This is a genomic window from Methanomassiliicoccales archaeon (assembly GCA_038850735.1).
GTDB lineage: Archaea > Thermoplasmatota > Thermoplasmata > Methanomassiliicoccales > JACIVX01 > JACIVX01.
Window position 1 is genome coordinate 57,472 of record JAWCLO010000001.1, and the last position, 26,281, is coordinate 83,752.

Annotated in this window: 20 protein-coding genes, 1 tRNA gene and 1 rRNA gene; 13 read left to right on the forward strand and 9 right to left on the reverse strand. The window is 44.9% G+C overall.

Translation table 11 applies throughout. The annotated features are described in order from the left end of the window. Positions 1–2: 2 nt before the first annotated feature. Both QW087_00250 and QW087_00255 read left to right on the forward strand, forming a co-directional pair. Positions 3–176 (forward strand): 4Fe-4S binding protein, encoded by a 174-nt coding sequence (locus QW087_00250; GenBank protein ID MEM2943166.1) that lies wholly within the window; start codon positions 3–5, stop codon positions 174–176. After that, a complete protein-coding gene (locus tag QW087_00255) occupies positions 177–1,367 on the forward strand; it encodes an NAD(P)/FAD-dependent oxidoreductase (GenBank protein MEM2943167.1) in 1,191 nt (396 codons plus the stop codon). 71 nt (positions 1,368–1,438) lie between these two features. Here the strand turns inward: QW087_00255 and mvk are convergent, their stop codons facing one another. The 4 genes from mvk to QW087_00275 form a co-directional block, all read right to left on the reverse strand. Continuing rightward, on the reverse strand, positions 1,439–2,380 hold the full coding sequence (mvk, locus tag QW087_00260; protein MEM2943168.1) for a mevalonate kinase: 942 nt from the start codon (positions 2,378–2,380) through the stop codon (positions 1,439–1,441). Positions 2,381–2,454: 74 nt separating this feature from the next. Beyond that, entirely contained in the window at positions 2,455–3,645 is a 1,191-nt protein-coding gene (locus tag QW087_00265) for an MFS transporter (GenBank protein ID MEM2943169.1), read from the reverse strand. Between the two features lie 45 nt (positions 3,646–3,690). After that, positions 3,691–4,227, reverse strand: a complete 537-nt coding sequence (locus QW087_00270; GenBank protein MEM2943170.1) for a hypothetical protein — start codon at positions 4,225–4,227, stop codon at positions 3,691–3,693. Positions 4,228–5,402: 1,175 nt separating this feature from the next. Continuing rightward, positions 5,403–5,512 (reverse strand) — tRNA-Leu (locus tag QW087_00275). Between the two features lie 371 nt (positions 5,513–5,883). On the opposite strand from QW087_00275, the gene QW087_00280 reads away from it, so the two are divergent. Next, positions 5,884–7,206: a pyridoxal phosphate-dependent aminotransferase gene (locus QW087_00280; GenBank protein MEM2943171.1), complete on the forward strand. Its 1,323-nt coding sequence runs from the start codon at positions 5,884–5,886 to the stop codon at positions 7,204–7,206. Positions 7,207–7,242: 36 nt separating this feature from the next. On the opposite strand, the gene map is transcribed toward QW087_00280, so the two are convergent. The 3 genes from map to QW087_00295 are packed head-to-tail and all read right to left on the reverse strand — an operon-like array spanning position 7,243 to position 9,418. Beyond that, the gene (gene map, locus QW087_00285; GenBank protein MEM2943172.1) at positions 7,243–8,142 is read right to left on the reverse strand and encodes a type II methionyl aminopeptidase; all 900 of its coding nucleotides are present in this window, start codon (positions 8,140–8,142) and stop codon (positions 7,243–7,245) included. Next, on the reverse strand, positions 8,135–8,776 hold the full coding sequence (locus QW087_00290) for an L-threonylcarbamoyladenylate synthase (protein ID MEM2943173.1): 642 nt from the start codon (positions 8,774–8,776) through the stop codon (positions 8,135–8,137). The genes map and QW087_00290 overlap by 8 nt, the downstream gene beginning before the upstream one ends. Further along, positions 8,777–9,418, reverse strand: a complete 642-nt coding sequence (locus QW087_00295; protein MEM2943174.1) for an MBL fold metallo-hydrolase — start codon at positions 9,416–9,418, stop codon at positions 8,777–8,779. A gap of 231 nt (positions 9,419–9,649) precedes the next feature. On the opposite strand from QW087_00295, the gene QW087_00300 reads away from it, so the two are divergent. From QW087_00300 to QW087_00320, 5 genes are all read left to right on the forward strand, one after another. Then, positions 9,650–10,753 (forward strand): ATP-grasp domain-containing protein, encoded by a 1,104-nt coding sequence (locus tag QW087_00300; GenBank protein ID MEM2943175.1) that lies wholly within the window; start codon positions 9,650–9,652, stop codon positions 10,751–10,753. 3 nt (positions 10,754–10,756) lie between these two features. Next, entirely contained in the window at positions 10,757–11,632 is an 876-nt protein-coding gene (gene sucD / locus QW087_00305; GenBank protein MEM2943176.1) for a succinate--CoA ligase subunit alpha, read from the forward strand. Positions 11,633–11,637: 5 nt separating this feature from the next. Next, a complete protein-coding gene (locus QW087_00310) occupies positions 11,638–12,360 on the forward strand; it encodes an HAD-IA family hydrolase (protein MEM2943177.1) in 723 nt (240 codons plus the stop codon). A gap of 484 nt (positions 12,361–12,844) precedes the next feature. Beyond that, positions 12,845–15,773, forward strand: a 23S ribosomal RNA gene (locus QW087_00315). 787 nt (positions 15,774–16,560) lie between these two features. Next, entirely contained in the window at positions 16,561–16,908 is a 348-nt protein-coding gene (locus QW087_00320) for a hypothetical protein (GenBank protein MEM2943178.1), read from the forward strand. A 508-nt stretch (positions 16,909–17,416) separates the two neighbouring features. On the opposite strand, the gene QW087_00325 is transcribed toward QW087_00320, so the two are convergent. Together QW087_00325 and QW087_00330 are read right to left on the reverse strand one after the other, a co-directional pair. After that, positions 17,417–18,517, reverse strand: coding sequence for a DUF763 domain-containing protein (locus QW087_00325; protein MEM2943179.1), 1,101 nt, complete (start codon positions 18,515–18,517; stop codon positions 17,417–17,419). A gap of 67 nt (positions 18,518–18,584) precedes the next feature. Further along, positions 18,585–18,983: a DUF61 family protein gene (locus tag QW087_00330; protein MEM2943180.1), complete on the reverse strand. Its 399-nt coding sequence runs from the start codon at positions 18,981–18,983 to the stop codon at positions 18,585–18,587. A gap of 151 nt (positions 18,984–19,134) precedes the next feature. Here QW087_00330 and QW087_00335 point away from each other — a divergent pair, with 151 nt between their 5' ends. The 5 genes from QW087_00335 to QW087_00355 all read left to right on the forward strand — a co-directional run bounded on the left by QW087_00335 (position 19,135) and on the right by QW087_00355 (position 26,185). Beyond that, the gene (locus QW087_00335) at positions 19,135–19,740 is read left to right on the forward strand and encodes a hypothetical protein (protein ID MEM2943181.1); all 606 of its coding nucleotides are present in this window, start codon (positions 19,135–19,137) and stop codon (positions 19,738–19,740) included. A gap of 163 nt (positions 19,741–19,903) precedes the next feature. Then, on the forward strand, positions 19,904–21,184 hold the full coding sequence (nifB, locus tag QW087_00340) for a nitrogenase cofactor biosynthesis protein NifB (GenBank protein ID MEM2943182.1): 1,281 nt from the start codon (positions 19,904–19,906) through the stop codon (positions 21,182–21,184). Between the two features lie 9 nt (positions 21,185–21,193). Next, a complete protein-coding gene (locus QW087_00345; GenBank protein MEM2943183.1) occupies positions 21,194–22,792 on the forward strand; it encodes an acetolactate synthase large subunit in 1,599 nt (532 codons plus the stop codon). Positions 22,793–22,906: 114 nt separating this feature from the next. Further along, a complete protein-coding gene (gene alaS, locus QW087_00350) occupies positions 22,907–25,603 on the forward strand; it encodes an alanine--tRNA ligase (GenBank protein ID MEM2943184.1) in 2,697 nt (898 codons plus the stop codon). Next, entirely contained in the window at positions 25,604–26,185 is a 582-nt protein-coding gene (locus tag QW087_00355; protein MEM2943185.1) for a VIT1/CCC1 transporter family protein, read from the forward strand. Positions 26,186–26,281: the final 96 nt, after the last annotated feature.

Genomic DNA, 26,281 nt, shown 5'->3' on the forward strand with positions numbered 1-26,281 from the left:
ACATGAAAGTAATTATCGAAAAGTGCATGCACTGTGGTGCCTGCGTAGGCTCCTGTCCATCTAATGCAATATTTTTGAATGAGGTGATCATTGATTTCCACCAAGAATGCAATCAATGTAGACGTTGCACAAAAGCGTGTCCAGTTGGAGCTATCCAAATGGAAGCTGGTGGTTAGATGCAGTTGAAGGAATACGATGTCGTTATTGTCGGAGCTGGACCAGCAGGAAGCATGACTGCTAAATATGCAGCAGAAGGTGGCGCTCGAGTGCTGATGATCGAGAAGAGGCAGGAAATAGGTTCCCCCGTTAGGTGCGGTGAGGGGATCTCAAGGGCTTCTCTGGAAGAAGTTGGGATTAGGCCAGATAAGAGATGGATTGCTGCGGAAGTGGAAGGGGCAAAAATCGTTTCTCCAGGCGGCTATATATTCAGAATAAACGAAAGAATGGCAGGTAATGAGGTCGGAATGGTATTGGAAAGAGTACTTTTTGACAAAGCGCTGGCAGCTGAGGCCGCAAGAGCTGGTGCCGAAATAATGGTGAAGACCTCGGCCACCGGTTTGATAAGAGAAGATGGAAAGATTACTGGGATAAGGGCTGTACATCATGGAGAGTCGATAAGAATTAAAGCTAAATGCGTCGTTGGAGCCGATGGATTCGAATCGCAGGTTGGTCGATGGGGTGGATTGGATACCACACTGAAACCAAATGATATCACGAGCTGCTTTCAATACAGATTGACGAACATTGATCACGACTATAGATATTGCGAATTCATCGTAGGGAGTCTTGCACCTGGTGGGTATATTTGGATTTTCCCAAAAGGCGAAGACACAGCAAACGTCGGCATAGGCGTATTATTATCCAAGATAAAATATCCAGGTCAGGTTAAGGATTTGCTTGATCAATTCATCTCAAGGGATGACCGCTTGAAAGATGGCCAGCCACTAGATTGTGTGAGCGGTGCTGTGTCGGTGTCACCACCTCCAGACAAACTCGTTGCAGATAGCTTATTACTTGTAGGGGATGCTGCCAGAATTATTGACCCCATCACCGGAGGGGGTATCGCTCATGCTTGCATATCTGGCATGATGGCTGGAAAAGTCTTAGCAGAAGCATGCCAGGAACAAGATTTCAGTGAAAATAGGTTAATGGCATATGAAGAATCGCTGCGTGACAGATTGGAGAATAAACTGTGGAGAAACTGGATGGCGAAAGAAAAGCTCATAACACTATCTGATGAGATCTTTGACAAAATTGTAAAGACATTAGCAGAAGTCGGTGTAGAAAAAATGTCCGTCGGTAATATATTAAAGGTCATCAAGGCCCGTCATCCGGAACTCATCAAGGAATTTGAAGAGCTTATCTAATGAAGGGGCGAACGATCACGATCATTCAAATATTTGAAGGGGCGGCGAACTCGATACAGCGAGCAGCATGCCTAAACTTCATTATTTGACACGCTAAGAAGCAATCCGGGCAATTTCGTTTCCACGATGTACGGTACTCCACCCTTTTTCCTAATCGCTTCGCTCACTTTTTCGGGTTGATCGGTAAGCGCTATTATGCTTCCTCCGCCACCCGCTCCAGTTAATTTTGCTCCAAATGAATGGGGAGAACTCGCTGTAATGAGCTTTTCTAATGCGGGGGTAGATACGCCCAACATCGACAACAGTTCTTGATTTCTTTTCATCAGTTCACCGAGAGCGACCAGGTCATTAACTCTGAGCTTTTTAATGCCATCAATCGCTATCTGGCCAATCTCCTCAATGATATCGATTCCTGATCTGTTTGTCTCAACAAAGCGCCTTACCCTCTCCACAAGGGGGCCGGTTGGCGCGCTTATCCCGGTAAAGCCGATGACGATTTTCATACGAGGCACTTCGCAATGATGCACAAACCACTCCTTTAACCCGCTTGAGATTCTCCAAAGTAAATCGTCTCCGGGAATACTATTTATAAAAATCCCATGTCCGTGAACGCACGTAGAGGTATCGACTGGACTAGCTCTTCCTTGGACAGCGAGCTCGACATCAAATGCTTTCTTTGCAACTTCCTCAGCCTTCAAGGTTCCCTTCATTGCGAAAAGTCCGCCTATCAAAGCCCCCGTAATAGCTGCCGATGATCCGAGACCGGATCCAGATGGCAAATCCGAATTCACTTTGATTTTCAAAGGTCCTCCTGTCCAATTCTTCTCGAGTGCGGCTACAATATAAGGATGATGTTTTCTTGAGAGGGGTTGATCATTGAACGTAAATTGCATGTCATGAGCAAGGGTGCATCGAAGTCGAAGAGAGATCGCGATCGCAATAGCTGGCTTTCCAAAAACGACGGCATGTTCGCCAAATAAAATGATCTTACCAGGCGCTGAGCTTGTGAGCATCCAGACAATGGATATAATTACATCGGATTAAAGATTGCTACCTATTGCTTCGATGATTAATTCAAGACCTTGAATTATTCGCGCATATTCACATTATTTTTCTTCTCTTTTCCTTTTAATAAAAAAAGACCTCCCATAATAATCAGCAAACCAGCTACCAGAAAAGGTTCTATCCCGATCTTATCCGAGGAGTTGTTTGCAATAATTGAAAGGATTAATGGTCCTGCGACGAATCCCAAATCACTCATCATCCTGAAAACCCCCATAGCCACACTTAGATTTTTGCCACCGGCGCAGTCTGAAACCCATGCCATGATGGGACCAGAAAATCCAAATGCAAACCCCAGGGATGTCATAACCAGGGCGAGAGAAATCATCCCCTCGGCAAATGGGATCAACAGAGTCAAAATACCCGTCAATAACAAGCTTGAGATCATAAACCATTTCCGTCCATATCTATCTGTTAGAGCGCCGGCCGGCAGCATCGTGGCAAAATTCGACAGTGCTGTCAATGTAAGCAATATGCCAATTGTCTCTAGACTCATCCCCAGATTCCTACTTGCAAAAATCGGAACTACAGTAGAGACAACCCCGATGCGAATGAAGAATATGCAGAAAATTGAGAAATTTATTGCCATCAGAGTGTAATTTTTGAAAATACTACCAACTTTTGTACTATCATTTTGTACGCTTGGCCCGAGCTGTGCAATAAGTCTTTCCTCAACTGCAAAGTTCACCAGCAAACTCGAGACCAATGAAAGTAAACCATAAAATACGAAGGGCGTGCGCACACCGTAATTCTCTCCTAGAAATCCTCCTATTGCTGGTCCACTGACTGGTCCGAGAAGCAACATTCCTAAATAGAAACTCATGTACCTTCCTCTCTGAGTCTCTGGAGCTACAATGCCTATGCATGTGAACGAGGTTACTGTGTAAACTGCATAACCAACACCACTGATGAGTCTGCCGAAGAGAAGCATTGTGTAATTGATCGCAAAGGCGCATATCATCGCAGAGACAAATATCAGAAGCAGTCCAGAAACCAATAACCGCTTAGCTCCGAATCTTCGGAGTAGAATTCCGCTCGGCATGTCGATTAATACGCTTGCGAGTCCAAAACTTGAAACGAGTACGCCAACAAGAGCGACGGATACATTAAAAGAAAGGGCATAAAAAGGCAAGATGGGGGAAATTAGCGAGCTACCTAATAACGATACAAAAGCCGCAGAAGACAAGACTAGTATGCACTTTATTCTTGGATTCATGACATTCCCTGGATCTCATCTGATCCAGAATGCTAAAACTATGCATCACAATCCGTATCTTAGCATGACTTCTTCGATAAGCTCATTTGGCGTCTTACCATTTAACTCTTTGCGGGGGTTGTTCCACCATTTCTCTTCAAATTCTTCTAGAACTTTGAAAAATTGAATGTCATCGGCAAAATCGGAACCCATTTCCTTTTCAAATTCATCTTGAAAAGCTTGCAACAAGTCCACATCATACTCGTGATTTACGACCATCACAGCTAAGTAATCATCAAGATTGCGAGCGAGAAGAGTTGAAATGTTTTCCGGGAGAATATCCATCATCATATCTAAAATTGCATTTGAGAGTGCCAAGAACATCAATTCCCTCTTCGCACGTTCTGGCATTTCTTCACCGTCAATTACTGAAGATAGGCCATCAAACCAAAGATCCCGTAATATGTAAGAGCGCTTCGGATTCTTCTCAAACAATTCCTTCTCAAGTAGTTCGTCCTGCATTTCGTCAACATTCCTTTCTAATATACCAATATTGTTTGCCTTTACTTCTGATTTCCCTTTATTCTTTTTTTCTTTAGACACAATCCTACACTCCTGTCCTCGATTGCATGGCTGCACACTCACAGCTCAAAAAATGAAAGGCCGCGAGAATGCATATAACTGAAGTTACTCTTGCATCCACAATCATGCATAAACCGTTCAGGGCTATTCTTAAATTGACATAAGGCTAATTTTTGATATTAAGGTGTCGATCGCAACCCAACGACGACCGCTGTTTACAATGCTGCTCTATATACGGATAATCGAAATCTCATTTTCTCGTATTGAATTGTGTACGAGTGAAATTTCCAAATAACTAAGCTATTTTTAACGCAAATTTTGCGTCTCACAGAGCACTCGAATCATGTATTTCGAAAATCGACTATTTCGCGAAGTGCTATCCTATGCTTAATTAGGCTACCATCACGCATATTGATGGCAAATTTGCCGTTTCAAAAGAAGTCAATTCTGTGGGCTATCAATCAAAGATATACCCACCACAGCAGATCCTTTTGCAAACGATTCCAAACATATTCTATCTATATCTCCTACTTCTTTATATCGCCTCCAGACACGGCATATGGAGATGCGATGCACATATGAGCAAAAGTTCTTCAATTGTCGATAATCGACTAGCTAGGGCCGTTTATTGTGAGTAGCTTCTTGACAAAGATGTTACAGAAATATTTGAAACAATCACAAAGAAAATCATTATAATTTACAGAATCCTGTTAACATATCGTTTGAAAATTTGTATAACCGCAAAAGGGAATAAGATAAACTCGGAATTTGATGAGTGCTTCTGCTCTTCTCCGTATTATCTTTTGTTGGATGATGAAACTTGTGAATTCTTAGTTTTAAGAAATACTGACGTTACTTTTGAAGCAAAGGGATTAAAATTGCAGAGACGCTTATCGAGAATGATATCGATATTTTAATTACTGGTCGTATTGGCCATGCCGCATTGAGAAGGCTTGAACGCAAAAGCATTTGCGTAAGAATCGTGCGGGAATCAAAAAAAGTAATAGATATGCTCGAAAACAATTATCCACGGATCGCTATCCAGCTATGCCAGAAATATTCCTTTTGAAAATACGGTTGAAATCTGTGTAAACAAGAGTGATCAATCAAAGTGACAAGAGCAGTTCCAGAAAGCAATTGATCCTCAATGCCTCCGGGACCGATTTTTTGAAAAATCCTCGAAGAAGCTCCAGAAGTGCGAGGGGCCGGATTTGAACCGGCGAACCTCTTCAGGAACAGATCTTGAGTCTGTCGCCATTGGCCGATGTGATCTCGCCCATCATTGACCAGGCTTGGCTACCCTCGCAACAACGGATTTTCCTTATCAGCGGGTTCCTAATTAAATTTTATTCGAATGCCGTAATTCGGATCAATCGTGAGGAGTACTTGAAGATGCGATGCAGAGGATTTCCTCTCATGCGCATAACGAGCTCATCATGATAAGATTGTGCTATTATGAGCAGTCGTCGATAATCCAAGGACAATGATCAAGGAGCTACAGTGCCAGCTCCAATTGCAGATTCAAACTACTCATTGTAACTACTACTAATATTTGTGACAAAGGGATATCATTAGTTTTTTGATATTTTCTACAATCAACCAAATCCAGAGAAAATAGTGTTTGTCCAAATGTGAACCTGCTCTGAGTATAAATATGCGAATTTGTATCATGGTCGAATGAGTCTTATGAAACGTCCTCGCTTTTCAAAGCTGGTCTCTGCAATGCTGGAAAAACCCTCAGCGATCAAATCAATGATGAAACTTGCAGATGAAAGGAATATCAGAAGAATCGGACTGGACCCTAGTCAAGTTATTTCCCTCGGTGGAGGATGGGTAGGACATCACCCCCCTGAGCGACTGAGGGAAATATATGCCGAAATTGCACTTGACCGGGAGAAATTCTATAGAGTCAGTGGTTATCCGCCAATCCCAGGTGTTCCAGAATGCAGAAAGTCGCTGGCGGAGATGGACCGGTATCTTTTTGGCGCTGATATTATGGAAGAGAATGTTATTATTGGTGCTACCTCAACTGAAATCACGTATGACTTACTCCGGGCACTTTTAGATCCAGATGATCGAATGCTGCTCCTAGATCCTACATACACAAACTATCCTGGTCAGACGATGCTTGCATTGAACGACCCTTCGATCGATTTGTCCTACGATAATTCATCAATTACCGAGTCGAATTCTAAGATTATCCACTTGAAAGTCTTTGATTCGTCGAGCTGGCGGTATATGCCTGACGTTGATCGCTCTATCTGCGAGCTCGAAGAACTGTTCAAAAAACACAAACCGAAGGCAATGATGATTGCGACTCCTGATAATCCCACCGGCCAAATTATTCCGCAAAAGTTCGTAGAAGCTGCAATGGAACTATGCACGGAGAACGATTCATATCTCATTATTGATTTCACTTACAAATGGCAAAACTTTAGCACGAAAAGTCCTGAGTATTTTTCGTGGTCCCCAAGGGAATATGGGAATCTTATTCTTGTTTACTCAGCATCAAAATGGTCCAGAGCCCTTGGGCGCCGATTAGGTTGGATATGTGCCTCCCAGGAAATTGTCGAAGCAATGGAAACGCTGTTGGCATACTCGATTCTCTGTGGAGATCACATGCACCAACTTGCAACTGCTATATATCTAGAAGAATCGATGAACGATGGTAGTCTGAGGAAATACCTGGATTTCTGGAATGAAAGGTACAAGGAAGCGGCAAATATTACGGTTAATTCTATCGATAAGTACTGCGGCTGCCGAAGACTCGTGCCGATGGGGGCGCTTTACACTGTAATGGATTTGGGAATGACTGCGGAGCCAATGGTCGAGAAAATCCTGAAGAACACAGGTGTTCTCTTAATACCTGGCATCATGTTCGGAAGCTCGCTTATCAACGGAGTTCGAATTTCTTACGGACCTCTTGTCGAGAAGCCTAGCCTTATTGAAGAGGGACTCCATAGGGTCGGAGAATATATAAATACATTGAGAAAAAGGTAATTGCCATCATCAACAGACAATTTTCTCCTGGCCCACTCACGGTTTTCTCAACGTCGTTATTTCTTTTCTTGAATTGTGAATAAAAACTGTGTGCTCCGCCTGGCTGACAACCCCGCCATCGACTTCGACAAGAACTGGGTATCCTGAAATCAAACCATGACGATAAAGATATTTGATCAGTACCGATGCCTCTTTGCTGATATCCTGACACCACCTATCACAAAATGGTAAAGTTTTAAATCTCTTCTTTAATTCGTCAAAAAACTCCTTCGCTTTTACGTCTTTAACCGGCTTCTCTACTGAGATTCTGTAGATATTTCCAAGTTTGCCACTCCTGACCTCGCCAGCTCCATTAGTGGCGAATGGTTCGATCGCTACTACCATATCGTTGCACACCTTTGCTGTTATACCATCATCGATGTTAGGGATGCTGAGTCCAGCGTGGAGATTATACTGAGTCATGCTGTGCCCCGTGAGATTGACCACAGGCTTAAAACCTGCATCTTTTATAGTGCGTTCGATGGTTCCTCCAATAACACTTGCAGAAACTCCGTCATTTACGACGTCAATAGCTATACGCAAAGCTTCTTCAGCGGCGCGTATCAGCTCCTCATAGTTTCTTGTTCCTACTTCAACGGTTGCAGCGGTATCACCAATGAAACCCTCGACATGCGCACCAACATCGATCTTTACTAGATCGCCACGCTTTAAGCGTGCACCATCATTTGGAGCTGGTGTGAAATGTGCCGCTATCTCGTTAACGCTGATATTGACGGGAAAGGCTGGCCTTGCACCCTTTTTCTTTATGAACTCTTCAACTTCTAAAGCAATGTCAATGTAACGAACTCCCTCGTCGATCAGATTCTCAGCCATTTCCAAGGCTTCACCTGCGATAGCTCCAGCTTTTCGTATACATTCAAGTGCATGATTATTCATGGAGGGCAGCCTCGATCAGATTTTTCGGAATTGCTCCTTGCCTCACTATTTCTATACCATTCTCCATGACCTGAACAATCGTGGAAGGCTTTCCGATCCTGCAAGGACCACAGTCAATGCAATATTCCACCTTATCGCCTATGTCGGCAATTGCCATCTGCGCGTTAATAGGATCTGGATGGGAATGCAGATTCGCGCTTGTTGAAATGATAGGCCCACATCGTCTTATAAGTCTCAAAGCAAGAGGATGATCTGGGATACGTATTCCTATTTCCATTGAGGAGGAGGTGAGGATGTCAGGAATATTCCCTTTCTTTGTCAAGAGAAGTGTTATGGGACCAGGTGTAAACTTTGACAAGAGCTTTCTCGTTTTGCCGTCGAGCACGGCGATGTCCTCAAGCATATCTATATCTGCAACGGCTACGGATAATGGCATATCAAACGGTCTCCGTTTTACCATATAAACCCTTGTTATAGCCGCTTCGTCAAACGGGTTTGCACCCAGTCCATACAGAGTTTCCGTCGGATATATGACGAGTTTTCCTTTTCGCACCGCATTCGCCATCTCTTCAATTCTACCATCGGGTAGATCGCATATAGCGCAATCTTTCTTTTTGCACGATATAAGCTCCATTCACACCTCCCCCAAGCTATCTAGCGCTCTAAGTACTTGCATCCTCGCATCCTTCAAGGAGTAAGGACCATGACCAGGATATAGATCAGTAATCTCGAATAAAAGGAGACGACGAAGAGACCTCACAAGATCATCATAGCTTCCCGAGGGAAGATCCCAACGCCCAACGCCTCCTATAAACAACAGATCCCCGCAGATCAAAGCGCCTGTAATTTTATCAATAAGCACAATGCTGCCCTCTGAGTGACCTGGCGTGTGATAGACAACGAATTCGTGATCACCAGTCGAGAACACACAACCTTCAGAGAGGGGATGTACTTCAACCGGCTCCATTCTTATTCCTCCGAATTTGGCAAGAGTGGCCCACCCATCACCCTGCACCAGTGGGGGCGCATCTAATTCATGAATGTATACTTCGGCATCGAGAGATCTCATCAGAAAACGAGCGCCACCAACATGATCAAAGTGCCTGTGCGTGAGAATAATTCTATCAATCCTTGAAGGCGGAACTATTTCGGAGATCTGACCAAGTATACTCTTGGTGTGAACGCCGGTACCCGTATCGACCAGAAAAGGATCGCTACCAGTGACCACATAAATATTTGAATCCAGTCCTACTCCTGGCAGGCAATGAACGGTCATTTCAAAATTCTGAAGTTCCATTCAATATATAATATCTTGCACCGATGGGGCATGCCTGTACATTGTTAATGTAATTGCTAAAAAGACATCTAAATGGAGTCCTCTGAGAATGCCATTAGTTACTGCGATATTATGAAAATTGGCGCTGCATAAACACGCCAATGCAGATTAATATAAGTCCGCAAATTAACCATTTGATCGGAAAATTGTATCCATGATTTGGGTGGTTTGATGAATCTTCCTGAGCACTATTCGAAAAAACTCCTACATTCAAAGGGTGTGCCTATTCCCAATGGATATCTTATCAGAAAGCCTGACGAAATTAGGGATTTCCCGATGCCAGCTATCCTAAAGGCGCAGGTGCCTATCGGAAGACGGGGGAAATTGGGTGGCATAAGGAAGGTCAACGATCTGGTTGATGCAGAGAAGAGCGCTTGTGAGATTTTCAAAATGCGATTTAATGGTTTTACTCCAAAAGAAATTCTCGTCGAAGAGTTTGTTGATGCTGCCATGGAAACATATGTTGGAATTACGATCAATAGAGATGTCGGTTTACCCGAGGTTATTGCGAGCGCAGAAGGTGGCGTTGAAATAGAAGAGGTTGCTGATAGTAACATAAAAAGAATCACCGTTCATCCATTTATTGGTATCACAGAATATCAGATTCGGGAACTCTTAGATGCTCTTGATATCCCGCAAGATCTCAGAGATGCCGGAAGGACGCTCCTAAGAACCCTGTGGGAATTATTCTGGACGTTTGACTGCGAATTATTGGAAATCAATCCATTAATGATAACAATGGATAGAAGGCTAGTAGCAGCTGATGCAAAGATCACTATCAATGACGATGCACTCTTTCGCCATCAGCAAATTGGGCTTCTGGATATGAATGTCGACACGCTTGAAGCGGAGGCTAGAAAAAATTCGCTCGTTCTTGTCAAACTCGACGGAAATGTTGCAGTCATAGCCAACGGTGCAGGTTTGACGATGGCTACGCTGGACAATCTTGTATACCATGGAGGGAAAGGGGGATTATTCCTTGATCTTGGTGGAACCGACGATCCCAGGAAGGTTGAATGCGCTCTAGAACTGGCGTTGAAAACATTACCAAAAGTTATCCTAATAAACATCTTTGGTGGAATGACTCGTTGCGATACAGTAGCATCTGGGATAATCGCTGTGAAGAGGAAAACCTCACTGAACATACCCATCGTGATTAGACTCAAAGGCACTAATGAAGGAGTAGCTCACGAAATGCTCAAGAAGGAGGGGTTCCTCGTCTACGAGGAACTTGACGAGGCGTGCAAGACGGCAAGCAAGATGGGAGGCAACTGATTTATGGCAATAATCGTTTCTCATGAAACACGAGTGCTCGTCCAGGGTATTACTGGTCATCAGGGCAGGCAGCAGACATTGGCCATGAAGGAATTTGGTACAAAGATGGTCAGTGGCGTCACGCCTGGTAGAGGCGGAGAATACATACATGGTGTCCCCGTTTTTGACACGGTCAAAGAGGCTGTGGCAAAGACGAACCCTAACACCTCGATCGTCTTCGTTCCTGGACCACATGCCAGAGACGCGGTAATAGAAGCGCTTGATGCAGGAATCAAAACGATAGTTGTCATTACGGAGCATATCCCAGTTCACGACACGATAGAATTTGTCGAATATTCAAAAATCAAAGGTGCCAGAATCATTGGCCCTAATTGCCCAGGAATAGCTGCGCCAGGTATTGCAAAAGTAGGTATCATGTCAAACTCAATTTTCTTAAAGGGACACGTTGGCGTAGTGTCCCGAAGCGGCACATTAACATATGAAATTGTTAATGCATTGAGTCATTCTGGAATTGGTCAGTCAACATGTATTGGGATAGGCGGAGATCCAGTTATCGGCACGAGTTTCACAGAGGTACTCGACTTGTTTGAAAAAGATGATGATACACACGCCATTGTTTTAATCGGGGAAATTGGTGGTATTGCAGAAGAAATCGCTGCGCAGTTCATAAAAGAGTATGTTTCAAAGCCTGTGGTTGCTTATATAGCCGGTAGAACGGCGCCTCCTGAGAAGCGCATGGGACACGCAGGAGCCATAATTGCCAGAGGAATGGGTACTGCTGATAGTAAGATAACGGCTCTGCAGAAGGCCGAAGTTTCTATCGCAAGGCTTCCTTTCGAGATACCCAATTTAATAAAGAGCCGTTTGACGGAGGTATAAGAAAAATGGAATTTGAATTGATTGAGGAGAAATCGGCATTCTTTTTCAGCGCGACCGATACCCTGATGACATACAAAGGTGGAAGGGAGGGCATTCTCGTTGATGCTTTGAAGGAGTTGGGAATTCAAATCACGGTACCACAGGCGAAGATAGGATTTCTTGCCACAGAATTGCAGATTTCCACAAGAGGATACACGATCAAACCAAAAGAAGAACGGGAGAAGTTATTGAATGACTTTTCAAAAGCAGTCATCTCGAACTGCGGTATTAAGGATGACGGGAGGATTGCGGCCTTCGTGGCAAATAGATTCAGATCTTCAGATATATGGATTGCATATCCTGACGCAGAGCCGACCCTCAAATCATTGAAGAAGAGAGGATGTATTCTCGGCGTAATAGCAAATGGGGAAAGGATCATTCGGGAGGCACTCCGAAAATTGTCATTGTCTCAGTATCTAGATGACATCACGCTTTCGGAAGAAGCAGGCGTGGAAAAGCCAGATCCACGAATTTACCAGATGGTGATTGAAAAATTCGGGTTGCGACCTCAAGAATGTGTATTCGTTGGCGATACTATAGACGTTGATCTAAGAGGGGCGAGAATGGCGGGAATGTCCGCCGTCTGGATCGACAGAAATAGGCTTGCGAAGAGAGTCGGAGACATTACTAAAATTGAAGTACTCACAGACGTCGAATTCATATTCCCTATCAAGGCTGTGAAAAACTAAGATTGTCTGGATCTCATTACACAAGCATCGCTTTACCATCAACGATGAAGAAAATAAAAACTGCAGTGTACGGATTGTTGCCATATCACAAATAGCAGCGATGTGAGTTATATCATACCAGCGAACATATTAATAAATTAACGAAGTCTACATTATACAAGTGAACTCAAACGAGAAGATTACAACAAGAAAACAATAGAGGTTCGAAATGCTTAAATAACAACCTTATGATAAAAGAATTTGCCCATTTCAAGGATCACTTGTCGTTGTTTCCCAAAGGAACAACGTATTTATAGACCCTTGAATATGGAGGCAAGCTGCCGTGGGCAGAATATGTATGTTGGCTCATGGCTGATCATGATTCACGATGTGCACCCGCGAAGAGATCCTTCTCGGGGAAGCGGAGAGAACTGCCGAGGAAAGGAAGGTTCTCGGCGTTCCGTGATTCCAATCATACGCAGCCCGGACGTGTGTTAAGCCGATAGTCAGCGGCCTGCTACGCCGTTTGGGGGATGGCTTGGCTCGAGCGCCGAGGAAGGTCGTGTCAAGCTGCGAAAAGCGCCGGGTAGGTGCAAGAAGCCTATGATCCGGTGATCGCCGAATGGGACTTCCTATTCTTCGGAATGATCCGTGAGGATCGGGAACGCGGGGAATCGAAACATCCTAGTACCCGCAGGAAAAGAAATCAACCGAGATGCCGTTAGTAAAGGCGATCGAACGCGGCTTAGGGCAAACCGAATCCTGCTCAGAAATGAGTAGGAGATGTGGAGTTGTTGGGACTCGGTTACCTCTTCGTCAACCAACCCGAAATTGGCTGGAACGCCATACCATAGAGGGTGATAGTCCCGTAGGGGCAAGTTGAAAAGAGGATTGCCGAGAATCCCGAGTAGCGTGCGTTGGATTTCGCGCGCGAAGCTGGGAGTCATTCACTTCCAACCCTAAATACGTCTCGAGACCGATAGCGCAGTAGTAGCGTGAGTGAAAGCTGAAAAGTACCCTTAGCGGGAGGTGAAAAGAGCCTGAAACCAGACGGCTATAAACTGATACGGCGTGAAAGGGAAGAAACCCGAAAGGGTGGACCAACGTCGTATCGTCCGTTTTGAATAACGGGCCAGGGAGTTCCGATCAATGGCGAGACTAAGCGTTTTACGCGCGGAGTCGAAGGGAAACCGACTTGCCCGCAACTTCGAAAGAAGTGAGGGGCGGGGTGAGCTCGCCCGGAGTCATTGGTGGGATACCCGAAGCCAGTTGATCTAGGCGTGGGTAGGTTGAAGCCTCTCGAAAGGGAGGTGGAGGACCGAACCGATGTTGATGTGCAAATCACTCGGATGACCTGCGTCTAGGGGTGAAAGGCCAATCTAAACTGGGAATAGCTGGTTCCTCCTGAAACTAGTCGCAGCTAGACCTCAGCCGAGGCCGACCATGGGGTAGAGCACCGATTGGGTGTTTAGGCGGAGAAATCCGTCGACATCCTGTCAAACTCCGAACTTGTGGTCGCCGTAGACGCTGGGAGTGAGGGCCTCTGGGGTAAGCTTGGGGTCCATAAGGGAGTGCAACCCAGCCTGAGGTTAAGGTCCCTAAGTACTGGCTAAGTGTAATAACAAAGGTAGTCCGCAGTCTAAGACAACTGGGAGGTGGGCTTAGAAGCAGCCACCCTTTAAAGAAAGCGTAACAGCTCACCAGTCGAGATTGCGGGCGCTGAAAATGGACGGGGCTAAGCCAGTCACCGATACCTCAGAGCACCGAAAGGTGATCTGGTAAGGAGGCGTCGTGCACGGGCAGAAGCTTGGCCGTGAGGTCAAGTGGACCGTGTTCGAACGAGGATCCTGGTAGGAGTAGCAGCAAAGAGCGGTGAGAATCCGCTCCGCCGTAGGGGCCAGGGTTCCTCGGCAATGATCGTCAGCCGAGGGTTAGCCGATCCTAAGGCATTCCTTAATCGAGAATGCCGAAAGGGAAGCAGGTTAATATTCCTGCGCCATGTCAGTCTTTGCCTCATATCTGACGCATCGGGATAGACCGAGCAGATATGCCTGTCTGTTCAAGCGTAGAAGCCCGGGGAGAACCGTAATGGTGAGAACCGGGTGAATGCGCGAGTAGGGGGGCGAAGGCCCCCTTCGGTTGATTCCTGGTGCCAATGAAAAGGATGTGAGTTAACAACTGGCATGATCGTACCAAGAACCGACACAGGTGCCCCTGGGTGAGAAGCCTAAGGCGTGTCGGCGTAATCCAGGCGAGGGAACTCGGCAAATTAGCCCCGTACCTTTGGTAGAAGGGGTGCCAGCCACGAGAGTGGCTGGTCGCAGTGACAGGGGAGCTCCGACTGTTTAATAAAAACATAGGTGGCAGCAAGTCCGAAAGGATGTGTATTGCCGCTGAAGCCTGCCCAGTGACGGTATCTGAAACTCCGGTTCAACGGAGCGAAGGACCGTTAAACGGCGGGGGTAACTATGACCCTCTTAAGGTAGCGTAATACCTTGTCGCTTAATTGGCGACTTGCATGAAGGCCCAACGAGAGCTCTACTGTCCCCGCCTGGAGGCCGGTGAAACTGATAGTACCGGCGCACAATCCGGTATCTTCCACCTGAAAGCGAAGACCCCGTGGAGCTTTACTGCAGCCTGTGGCTGTGATATGAACCCGACTGTGTAGGGTAGGCGGGAGACGTTATCAGGGCCTGCCGCTAGGTAGGTACCGAGTCGACGATGAAACACCGCCCTCTTGGATTCGTATCACTAACTCCTTCGGGAGGACAACTATAGGTGGGCAGTTTGGGTGGGGCGCCACGCCCTCAATAAGGAAACAAGGGCGCCCAAAGGTCAGCTCAGGCAGGTCAGAAATCTGCCGTAGAATGTAAGGGTAAAAGCTGGCTTGACGCGGATCCGGACAACAGGGATCCGCGATGCGAAAGCAGGGCCTAGCGAACCAATGAGCCTTCTGAGTGGGGGCCATTGATGACAGAAAAGTTACCCCGGGGATAACTGAGTCGTCTCCAGCAAGAGTCCATATCGACCTGGAGGCTTGCTACTTCGCTGTCGGCTCTTCCTATCCTGGTGGTGCAGCAGCTGCCAAGGGTGGGGTTGTTCGCCCATTAAAAGGGATCGTGAGCTGGGTTTAGACCGTCGTGAGACAGGTTTGTTGCTTTTTGGTGGAAGTGTCTTGGTGCCTGACGAGAAGAACCCTTTAGTACGAGAGGAACGGGGGTTCGCGGCCTCTAGTTCACCAGCTGTCCGGCAGGGCAGGCTGGGCAGCCACGCCGTCGTGGATAAGAGCTGAAAGCATCTAAGCTCGAAACCACCTCGGAAAAGAGGCACCTTACAGCGCTCGTAAATGACGAGCTTGATAGGACCGGGATGTACGTACCAAGGTTCGCCGAGGTACTCAGTCCGCGGTCACTAACGCTGTTATGGTCGCATAATACTGTCGGCAGTGCAATGCGGTTGGCTTCGGCTTAACCGTCATACGGGCTGCGTATGTCCTTCCTTTAAAAGAAAAAAAACTATCTTAATCGATCAGAATCTTTCTTATTATGTTGCACAACATAGGTTCTCGAGTAAAATTTATTACCAAATCAATCCATTTTTTTCCAAGAAATAACGGGAACGGTTTCCTTCTTATTTTCAAGGATTTAAGAAATAATCAATGAATTGAGAGGGCAAAGCAGAATTTTTGAAACATGAGTATCAACTCATTTTACGATTCAAATGAATATTTTTTCATAACACCTCCGCTAGTGATATTCTCAAGCACTGTTTAGACCTCGGAAATTGCATGGCTATGTCTCGTGAATCGAATATTCGTATTTCATCATTCTTCCAAGGAGAAGATAGTTTGCTTCGACTCATTAAGTTAGTTTCCATAAACCATTCAGTTAACCAAACTCACGAGTTATGGTTATAAATCTGCTAGATCTGGATCAATTCAAATTTACCTCTAATCGTTAAAGAAGTTGGAAGAATAAATAAACGGATTTGGAGGTTTTCATAACTGCCAATTAATTTGAGACTGCAACATACTGTGTCAAAAGTTTTGCTAACCCTTGAGCTATTGTATTTACTTTTCGGAGCGATTTTAGAATGAATTTTCGATCATATTCTTTTTGATTTTCAAGAATTTCCAACAATTATAGTAATTTATAAACGCATGAAATATATATATTTCAAAAGCAATTAGAAAATAAATAACTCAAAAAGGGGGGATGAATTGTGTCGCTTGTGTTAGGAGCCATAAACATCATAGCGGGCCTCATACTAGCAATGGGCATTCTGAACAGCATTCCAGCTCTTGGAAAGCACCTGGAGAAACTCGCTAAATGGCTGGGGAGATTTCAAACCATAATCGGGATCATTGCTATAATCGTAGCGATAATTTGGTGGGGATCATTACTTGGAAGTATCGTTGCGATAATCGCTGGTCTTGTACTGTTGACAGGGATATTACCAAGCATACCTGTTTTTGGCAAGCACTTAGAGAAACTTGCAAAGTGGCTAGGTAGATTCCAAACCATAATTGGAATCATCGCGATTATTGTTGGTATTTTGGAATTGTTGTGAGAACGGAAAAAAATTCTTATCCATTAATTTTTTTTCTTATTCGAAATTGTGCTTTTTTTGGCCATAGGATTTATCACTAGAAGTCCCGCGAAATTTGACAAGCTAGACGATTAAAGCAAACAACCGAGTAAAGATTCGTTCAGAGAACTTTTTGAAGAAGATATCACCAATTACAATCTTACCAATACATCAGTTTCATTCATCTATATCGGTAAAATAAACGTACGTCTCCAATTACAAGATTGATATGAATAATCCTATGTGGAATTTTCTGATCCTGATTGGTATAATTTCCTTAGTTGCATACTTGGCTTTCTGCTGTTCTTGAGGTACAAACATATGAACTCTGGACTCTTGCCTCGGCAATGCAGAGGATACCTCACCTGCATCCTCACAATTACAATTATTGGATGAATAATTTACAAATGCAAGTTTAATCTTGCTAATGACATCGCAATAAGATTCATGATCATGCCATCCTCAGAATCGTCATTTTTCAGAATACTTCTCAAGAATACCCATATGATGGTACCAACGATCTTAGACGCTTCAAAGCAGAGAGCTTTTCCTTGTTTCCGAGCTTAGCGCAATAAACGCCATCGATTAACAATTGAATCGATTCGTCCATTGCTTTTCTATCGACGGGGAAAGGCACACCGTCCTTACCGCCCACAGCAAATGAGAACTTGACTGGATCCCTACGGCTTGGCTCCGCACCGTATACGAGCTCACCTATCAGCGCGAGCGCCCTGACCGTGGATGGTCCGATTCCTCGAACTGAAAGAAGTTCCTCGTAATTTGTCGGATGAAATTCATAAGCCTTTCGTAGAACGTTCCAATTGACAGAACGAGGCATATTTAGACGGAATATACGCTCGCCTGTCCAGTATGATAAAAGGGATTGCCCTTTATCTATGTTTACAATTTCTCGCTGAAGTCTTTCAACGCCTTCGTTGACCAAATCCACTGACAATTTCCTTGAATCCCTACTCATTCGCGAAGTCATGTCGAGTACGAGATCCGATTTAACGCCAAGAATCGCACTGTGTGGCTCTTCTACGAACTCGTGTAATTCTCCTGAGAACCAGTGATATCGACGCGCGTAGCCGAGCTTCTCGTCCATTCCCTGTTGAATAACAGTCCAATTACCTTCTCTATCGAATATGAATGAATGGTGATACAAATCGTAACCGTCTTGAACAGCAGAGCTGTCAACTTTAGCAGCCATCCTACTTGCATACACAAGTTCACTTTCCTTTTTTGGAGAGAGTTCATGAGCAGAGGACCACGATCTTATGTCAGCAGGCGCGAGCGTGGAAAACCTCCCTTTGCCTCCTGCCACACACAACTCATCGCTTTGTTTAAGTGCCTCTTTAAGTGCTCCGCATGTTACTGTCGTTGTACCGGAACTATGCCAGTCAAACCCGAGCACACAGGAAAAGGCCTGAAACCAAAATGGATCAGCCATTCGTCGAACGACCTCCTTAGTATCATATTCGATTACAATCACATCAACGATGGCCTTCGCTAATTTCACCATTCTCTCGAACAGCCATCGAGGAGCGCTGCCTCCATGAAGCGGAAGATCGGCAATACCAGTTCTAGGCACACACTATTCTAGACTCTCTGTTCTTAAAAATCTTAGTGAGGCATTTCTGAAATAAGTCGCAATTGGTCTACGGCACAAAAAAGCATGTTGTAGTAGTCGGAAGCTTTTTTCGCAGCTCGAAGAGGTGCGGATAAAATATGCGAATCTCATCTTCTTTTTCTGGTTCACGACCTATGACTTTTGACACGAGCTTGACTTCGATTTTGCCGGATACCCTCCAAGCGCCTCCTGAATCGGTAGTGTCTGTCATAATAATGATTGGCAGTCTCAGCCTTTCTTTGTCATCATCAACCAGGAGTGAGGAAATATAATTGAGTTCTTCTTTTGAGATCGAATACACGTTCCCGTCTTTGCCGCAGTAGGATGGCTTATCTTCTTGAAGGAGATCTGCCAACCTCTTTCTCGCAGTTGGAAGATGTCTATTCATGGATGCAATGAATTTTTCAAATGAGCTTTCACTAAACATTGCGGGCCTCCGCTCTCTTCATCACCAATGGAGAGTCTCTTTCAAGTTATGCATGGATATCATTTAGCTGTGAGACCAATTAATCAACGGGGTTTTAAAATCTTGTGATCTTGCGATAACATTAAATTATAGGATAGCGCAAATCACATGAATGCCCGAATTAGGTAAATCGATAAAAGCAACAGTTGTTTTCACCATCATCGCTGGTTCAGCGATAGGAATCATACTCGCTGGTATCTTGGGCAACAGCAAAATGCTCATCAATGAAAGTTTCGAGAATAATGTGCTTGATTGGCAAATCGGTAAAGATTTGCCGATTGATCCAAACACGCATCTACCAGTGTATGCATCCGTGCAGACCACGAACATTCGCTCGAGGACCGGTGAATTTTCCCTGCTTCTGCAAATTGATGGAAGGCAGGACGATGGGACTATCTGGATAGCGAAAAATATAACCTTAGGGGGAGCCAAATTTGGGAAAATCGAAATGGCGTTCTATGTATTCAGTGAGCAGGCCTCTTTCAATGTCAAGGCTAATGTGGTGGCTTATGTAGGACCATGCCCTCCATTGAATGAATCGTATTTCGAGGTATTAGGTAACGCTGATCGTAAGACAGGATGGACGGAATTTATTGTAGAGAAAAATATTTTTTTCAAAAATACAGACTATGCTTGGATTGCACTCGGCATTACTGTTGCATGGGAGACGATATTGGAATATACTATCGATGATATCACCGTGAGATTGCTGTGGTGATAAATTTCACATCCAGAAATTTCTTTTGCAGAAATTTCTTTTTTTGCTAAGATGCTATTCCACGATTTAATCGGATGCGCACTGTTTTTTAGGTTGCAATCGTCGCATCCTATTTATGTAGTATGCAAGAATTATGACTAGCTATTGACTTAATAAAGTGAAGATGATGGCTTCCAAGGTCGATGAAGAGACGAAGAAAATGCTTGCCTACCACCCTTGCTACAATGAAACGGCTCATAGGCATTGTGCGAGAATGCATGTACCAGTTGCACCACGCTGCAATATCCAGTGCAACTACTGCAATCGCAGGTATGACTGCATGAATGAAAGCAGACCAGGCGTGACAAGTGAAATTCTCTCGCCAATGCAAGCCATCGATAAAATCCGATATGTTAAGCAAAGAATGCCTCATTTAACAGTTATCGGAATAGCTGGACCTGGTGATCCGCTTGCTAATGAAGAAACTTTCGAGACCCTTGGAGGCATCAAAAAAGAATTTCCTGACCTGGTTTTGTGTCTGAGCACTAATGGCCTCCTGCTACCGAAATTCGTCGACAGGCTTGCCACGCTAGGTGTTAAATTCATCACTGTGACAGTTAACGCAATTGACCCCCAAATTGCTGAAAAGATTTACGATTTCGTGATTCTTGACGGAAAGGTCTATAAGGGAGTCGAGGGCGCAAGAATTCTGATCGAGAATCAGCTACATGGCATCGAATTAGCATCGAAATCGGGCATGTTAGTGAAAGTAAACACCGTCATGATACCTGGCATCAATGATGCTCACATTCCGGAAATCGCAAAAAAGCTCAGGGAACTGGGGGCGTATATCGTTAATATCATCCCGCTAATCCCAATTCCTGGGACGAAATTCGGTCAATTAAGAGCTCCGACCCCAAAAGAAAGAAAAATGCTGCAAGATCTTTGCGAAGATACGATCCAGCAGATGCGTCATTGCAGGTTCTGCAGAGCTGATGCTATAGGTTTGCTAGGTGAGGATCGGTCGGCCGAGTTTGCACATGTAACATGTGGCATTAAGTTGACTGAAGCCGGTCCAATTACTGTGCAGCTGGAAGGGAAGACAAAATACAAAGTTGCTGTTGCCTCCAAGGATGGCAGAAATGTTGACGTGCATTTTGGTCATGCTACCAGATTTTTGACTTACGAGGTTGAGGGGAAGAAGATCAAGAGGATTGGCGAGCTTCATGTCGACATCTCCGATGAGGTCCCAATGTTTGGCAGAGATCATTACAACAAGATCGAGCGAGCCGTTGATGCGCTCCAAGGCTTTGATATTATAGTTGCCAAGAAATTTGGCGATCGCGCGGTGGAAGCGTTGAGGCGTAGAGGAATTACGGCAATTGCCAGATCTGGTAGCATAAAACAAGCTATCTTGGATGCAATTGAAATCGCATTTGAAGAGCGAGTCCATACTTTTGAATGAGGTATAGATATGAAAGGGTCGGATCTTCTCGTAAGATGTCTTGAAAACGAAGGTGTTGACAGGATTTTTGGCATACCGGGTGAGGAAAACCTAGACGTCATGGATAGTCTCATCGACTCGAATATTGAATTTGTCTTGACGAAACACGAAGAATCTGCCTCTTTTATGGCGGAGGTCTTTGCTTATCTTACAAATAAACCTGGAGTATGCCTTTCCACACTCGGTCCCGGAGCCACAAATCTGATCACAGGTGTCGCTGATGCTTATTTGAACAATCTGCCGATGATAGTCTTAACCGGACAAACACGTACTGAAAGGGCATATCACCCGCAAAAGCAGTACATCGATCTCGTTGATCTTTATAAGCCTATCACCAAAGACAGTATAAGTGTTCGATCATCTACGAGAATTCCTGTTATCATTCGGAATTCCTTTATGACAGCTTTGCAGGAGAAGCCTGGACCAGTGCACTTAGAGTTACCAGAAGACGTGATGAAATCTGATGCCGAGGGCACGCCACTTCGGAAATCGATGAACATAAGATGTGGCGGAGACGAGAAATCTAAAGAGGCGGCACTAGAAGCAATCCGATCGTCCAGCGCACCACTCATCCTTGCAGGACGAGGAGTGCTGAGGACAGAAGCTTCTAAGGAATTGGTTGCTTTCGCACGAAGCGCCAATATCCCTGTTGTCCACACATGGATGGCAAACGGCATCATGCCTTTTGATGATCCGCTCAGCCTGCATTCCGTAGGTCTGAGGACGCATGACTTCATGAGAAGGGCTTTTGAACTCGCAGACCTCGTTATCACCATTGGATACGATGTTCTAGAGTTTCAGCCAGTTTTTTGGAATATTGGCAGGGCAAAAAAAATCGTTCACATCGGCCAGTCCGAAGCAGAAATTTCGCAGAAGTATAGTCCTGACATTCAGCTGATTGGGGACCTTCAAAAGACTCTAGAAGCACTGACATCGGAGAAAATAGATAAAGAAAATTGGACAGCTGCTTTAAGAGATCAGCTACATGCAAAGTTATCCGAACTGACGCCTGATGGGGGATTAGTGAAACCGCAGACTGCAATTCGATTACTAAGAGAATGCCTTGGGAGGGAGGATATCGCCGTGTGCGATGTCGGAGCTCACCTACTGTGGATGGAGAAACTATATCCAGTATATGCTGAAAAGACGCTCATCGCTTCGAATGGACTTCTGCCAATGGGATTTGGCGTTCCAGCCGCGATCGCCGCTAAGCTGGTATATCCGCAAAGAAAGGTTGTTGCTGTGTGTGGCGATGGCGGGTTCATGATGACCGCGGCAGAGATCGAAACTGCGCTTCGTTTAAAGACCAATTTTGTGACCGTCATTTTTAATGATGGAGGATATGGCATAATAAGAACCAGGCAGCAAAAAAATTTTGGCAGAACGATAGGTGTCGATTTCAAGAACCCTGACTTTGTCAAATTCGCAGAATCCTTTGGAGCAGAAGGATACAGGATCATGACAGCCACCGACTTTAAGGAAATTCTAGAAAAATGTCTAAGAAGCGATGCAACAGCGGTTATCGATGTCCCCGTGGATTACGGAGAGAATAAACGGCTTGTTGACTGAAATTTTTTTGTCTACTAGATTGCCACCTGTGGGTCACCACATTATTAGAACACAGTTCTGGATGTTGAGCACAGATAAAAAGGTTAAATAAAGACCCTCCTAATACGCAAAGCAATGAATCGATCAGAATACGAGCTCGATTATTTCAAACAGAATGGTTTCGTAAAGAAGAAGTGTATCAAGTGCGGTAGATACTTCTGGACACTGGGAGATTGGGAAACTTGCGGTGAACCCCCCTGTGATGAATATACTTTTATAGGCCATTCCCCGATGAAAAAGTCCCTTGGCCTTCATGAAATGAGAGAAGCATATCTTAGTTATTTTGAAAAGAATGGTCATACGAGGATTAACCGATATCCAATTGTTGCCCGTTGGAGAGATGATGTCTTTTTCACTCAGGCATCGATATATGATTTTCAACCATGGGTCATTGAAGGAGTCGTTGATCCACCAGCAAATCCACTTGTGATTTCCCAAACGTGTGTAAGATTCAATGATATTGATAATGTGGGCAAAACCGGAAGGCATTTTACGTTCTTTGAGATGCTCGCGCATCACGCTTTCAATAGGCCTGGAAGAGAGATCTATTTCAAAGATAGAACTGTAGAACTCTGTCATCAATTCTTCACATCTTGCCTCGGCGCTGAGCCAAGCAAAATGAGGTACATCGAAGAGTGGTGGGAGGGAGGAGGGAATTCGGGTCCGTGCCTCGAAGTCATACTCGATGGAGTCGAACTCGCTACCCTCGTCTTTATGATGTATAAGGATACCCCCGAAGGAAGGAAACCTCTTGATATGAAGGTTGTCGATACGGGCTATGGACTTGAAAGAATCACATGGGTTTCGCAGGGAACTTCGTCGGCGTACGAAGCCGTTTTTGGACCGATTTTAACATATCTCAAAAAAGAATCCGAGATATCCACCGACAAGAGGATTCTCGAAGAATACAGCAAAGTGGCGGGCATGACAAATGCCAAAACTGCATCAGATATAAGGAGAATCAGGGAAATTACAGCGGAGCGAATTGGAATATCATATTCAGAGCTGATTAAGCATGTGAGACCATTGGAAGATATATACGTCGTATGCGACCATACAAGAGCTCTTGCATTCATGCTGAATGATGGCGTCGTGCCTTCAAACGTGAGGGAGGGTTACTTCGCTAGGTTACTAGTAAGAAGGGCGCTCAGAGCCATGCGAAACCTCAACTTGAACATTCCCCTTCATGAGATTGTTGGAAGGCAGATCGATTACTTTAGTCTAGTTTTTCCTGATATGTTGGCAAATAAGGAAGACATTCTTGAACTTGTCAGATTTGAAGAGCAGAAATATAAAGAAACTCTGTCGAGAGGAAAACAGCTTGTATCGAGATTAACCAAGGATCTCGGACCTGACGGGCACATCTCGACGGAAATGCTCATCGAACTCTATGATTCACACGGTCTCAATCCTGAAATCGTCCAGGAGTTCACGACGCTGCGGGTCGATATTCCAGATGACTTTTATATTCGCGTTGCTGCAAGGCATGAACAACCTGAAGCCGAAGACGAGGAGGAGACCGTACCAGTAGAGGTGCCTGAGGATCTTCCAGAAACAAAATTGCTGTTTTACGAGGATGCCGAGCTCCTTGAGTTCGACGCAACCGTTGTAGCAACTATTGAAAAGGGTGTTGTCCTTGATAGAACTGCTTTCTATCCAGAAGGTGGCGGACAGGAATGTGATAAGGGAACACTCAACGGACAAGAAGTGGTCAGAGTTCTGAGAAAAGGAAAAAGTGTTCTGCATTTCATTGAGGGTGACATTCCGGAAGTCGGCACCGAAGTGAAGGGGATAGTCAATAAGGGAAGGCGGCTTCAGCTCATGAGACACCATACGGCTGCACATTTGATCAACGGAATGGCAAGGAAGTTGTTGGGCAACCATGTTTGGCAGGCTGGCGCTCACAAATCTGAAGAAATGGGGCGTCTTGACATTACGCATCACAGGAACCTCACCGATGAGGAAATCAAAAAGCTTGAATTGGAGATAAACAAGATAGTGCTGCAGAACATCCCTGTCATAATAAAAGAGATGCCGAGGATAGAAGCCGAGCGGTTATATGGATTTCGACTTTATCAAGGAGGAGTCGTCCCAGGAGCCTTCGTTAGGGTTGTTGAGATCGGAGGCGTGGATGCCGAGGCGTGTGGTGGTTTGCACGCTAGTAATACTAGTCAGGTCGGACTATTGAGCATCCTTAGAACTAGAAGAATTCAAGATGGAGTGGTTCGTATAGAGTATTGTGTCGGGATGCCCGCAGTTGAAAAGATGATCGAATTCAAAGAAAAAGTTTCTTTATTAGCTGAAAGACTCAGGGTGCCACCTGATCAAGTGCCCGCCACAATTGACAAAATCACAACGGAACTGAAAGAAACAAGGAAATCTTACGAATGTCTCCTAGGTGCATACAACAAGCTAATTGTGGAGTATCTTATGGAAAATGCGGCAGATGTGGGCGGGCTAAAGGTAATCGCATACCGGGCAAAGGAACATGAAGATCCAGTGGAAATATCCAGAACATTGGCAAAAGGGGAACGAGTAGTAGCGGTTATTTTCACACGAGACAAACCCTCGAAGGTCCTGGTTTCATGTAGCAAAGAAGCTGATATCGATTGCAGATCTCTGCTCTCCGAAATCACGGCACATGCAGGTGGATCAGGAGGCGGCAAAAAGGATTTTGCGCAGGCGGGCGGAATCCGCGAAGAGTGTATCGATAATTTAATTGATTTAATGCCTAACATCGTGAGAAACATCATCAAAGGTTGTGCTGGCTAAATGAGCAATAACAAACTTCTTGGCAGGCTCCGTGTGTACTCGAGAGTTACCAAACTGGATGCGATTCTTAGGCGCTACTTCATCATCGGTGCCTTCGACGGTGCGCTGACAATTCTTGGGGTCATATTGGGTGCAGCAGCAGCTGGTCACCTAACACGGGAAATCGTCTTGAGTTCTGGCATCGGAGGCGGAATTGCACTAGCAATTTCCTCGATCGTCGGCGCGTATGAGGCCGAAAGAATGGAGTGCCGCGTTCTTCAGACAAATATCGAAAGAGCTATGCTCTCGCCGATATCTGGCACGGAATTTGATGAAGTCCTAAAGGTTTCTGCTGTCCTTTCATCATTGATTCACGGTTTGGCGCCGTTACTGGCTGCCCTCATCCCTGTCTCCCCATTCATTTTCCTTGATGTGAAAACGGCCGCTGTCATGTCAATCACGATCACCCTTTTGTTCCTTTTCTTCATGGGATTTTACTTCGGAAAACTTGCAAGAGAAAAGATGATCATGAGCGGTTTGAGGTTTGTACTCGTTGGTATCATAACGTCGCTGGTTATCGTGATATTCTTCGGTGGACATTAGGAAATGAGATGTGAAACGAAACGGGGATATAAATTCTTGAATTCAAAAAGAGCAATGACTTGATCGGAATTTCAAGATGCTGGGCAATGACCTCCA

Coding starts and splice junctions, on each gene's coding strand:
- QW087_00265 (MEM2943169.1), bottom strand. CDS start 3,645: ATGAATCCAAGAATAAAGTGCATACTAGTCTTGTCTTCTGCGGCTTTT.
- map (MEM2943172.1), bottom strand. CDS start 8,142: ATGAATAATCATGCACTTGAATGTATACGAAAAGCTGGAGCTATCGCA.
- sucD (MEM2943176.1), top strand. CDS start 10,757: ATGGCAATAATCGTTTCTCATGAAACACGAGTGCTCGTCCAGGGTATT.
- QW087_00330 (MEM2943180.1), bottom strand. CDS start 18,983: ATGTTTAGTGAAAGCTCATTTGAAAAATTCATTGCATCCATGAATAGA.
- QW087_00355 (MEM2943185.1), top strand. CDS start 25,604: ATGAGCAATAACAAACTTCTTGGCAGGCTCCGTGTGTACTCGAGAGTT.
- alaS (MEM2943184.1), top strand. CDS start 22,907: ATGAATCGATCAGAATACGAGCTCGATTATTTCAAACAGAATGGTTTC.
- QW087_00250 (MEM2943166.1), top strand. CDS start 3: ATGAAAGTAATTATCGAAAAGTGCATGCACTGTGGTGCCTGCGTAGGC.
- QW087_00335 (MEM2943181.1), top strand. CDS start 19,135: ATGCCCGAATTAGGTAAATCGATAAAAGCAACAGTTGTTTTCACCATC.
- QW087_00300 (MEM2943175.1), top strand. CDS start 9,650: ATGAATCTTCCTGAGCACTATTCGAAAAAACTCCTACATTCAAAGGGT.
- QW087_00280 (MEM2943171.1), top strand. CDS start 5,884: ATGAGTCTTATGAAACGTCCTCGCTTTTCAAAGCTGGTCTCTGCAATG.
- QW087_00255 (MEM2943167.1), top strand. CDS start 177: ATGCAGTTGAAGGAATACGATGTCGTTATTGTCGGAGCTGGACCAGCA.
- mvk (MEM2943168.1), bottom strand. CDS start 2,380: ATGCTCACAAGCTCAGCGCCTGGTAAGATCATTTTATTTGGCGAACAT.
- QW087_00295 (MEM2943174.1), bottom strand. CDS start 9,418: ATGACCGTTCATTGCCTGCCAGGAGTAGGACTGGATTCAAATATTTAT.
- QW087_00345 (MEM2943183.1), top strand. CDS start 21,194: ATGAAAGGGTCGGATCTTCTCGTAAGATGTCTTGAAAACGAAGGTGTT.
- nifB (MEM2943182.1), top strand. CDS start 19,904: ATGATGGCTTCCAAGGTCGATGAAGAGACGAAGAAAATGCTTGCCTAC.
- QW087_00290 (MEM2943173.1), bottom strand. CDS start 8,776: ATGGAGCTTATATCGTGCAAAAAGAAAGATTGCGCTATATGCGATCTA.
- QW087_00310 (MEM2943177.1), top strand. CDS start 11,638: ATGGAATTTGAATTGATTGAGGAGAAATCGGCATTCTTTTTCAGCGCG.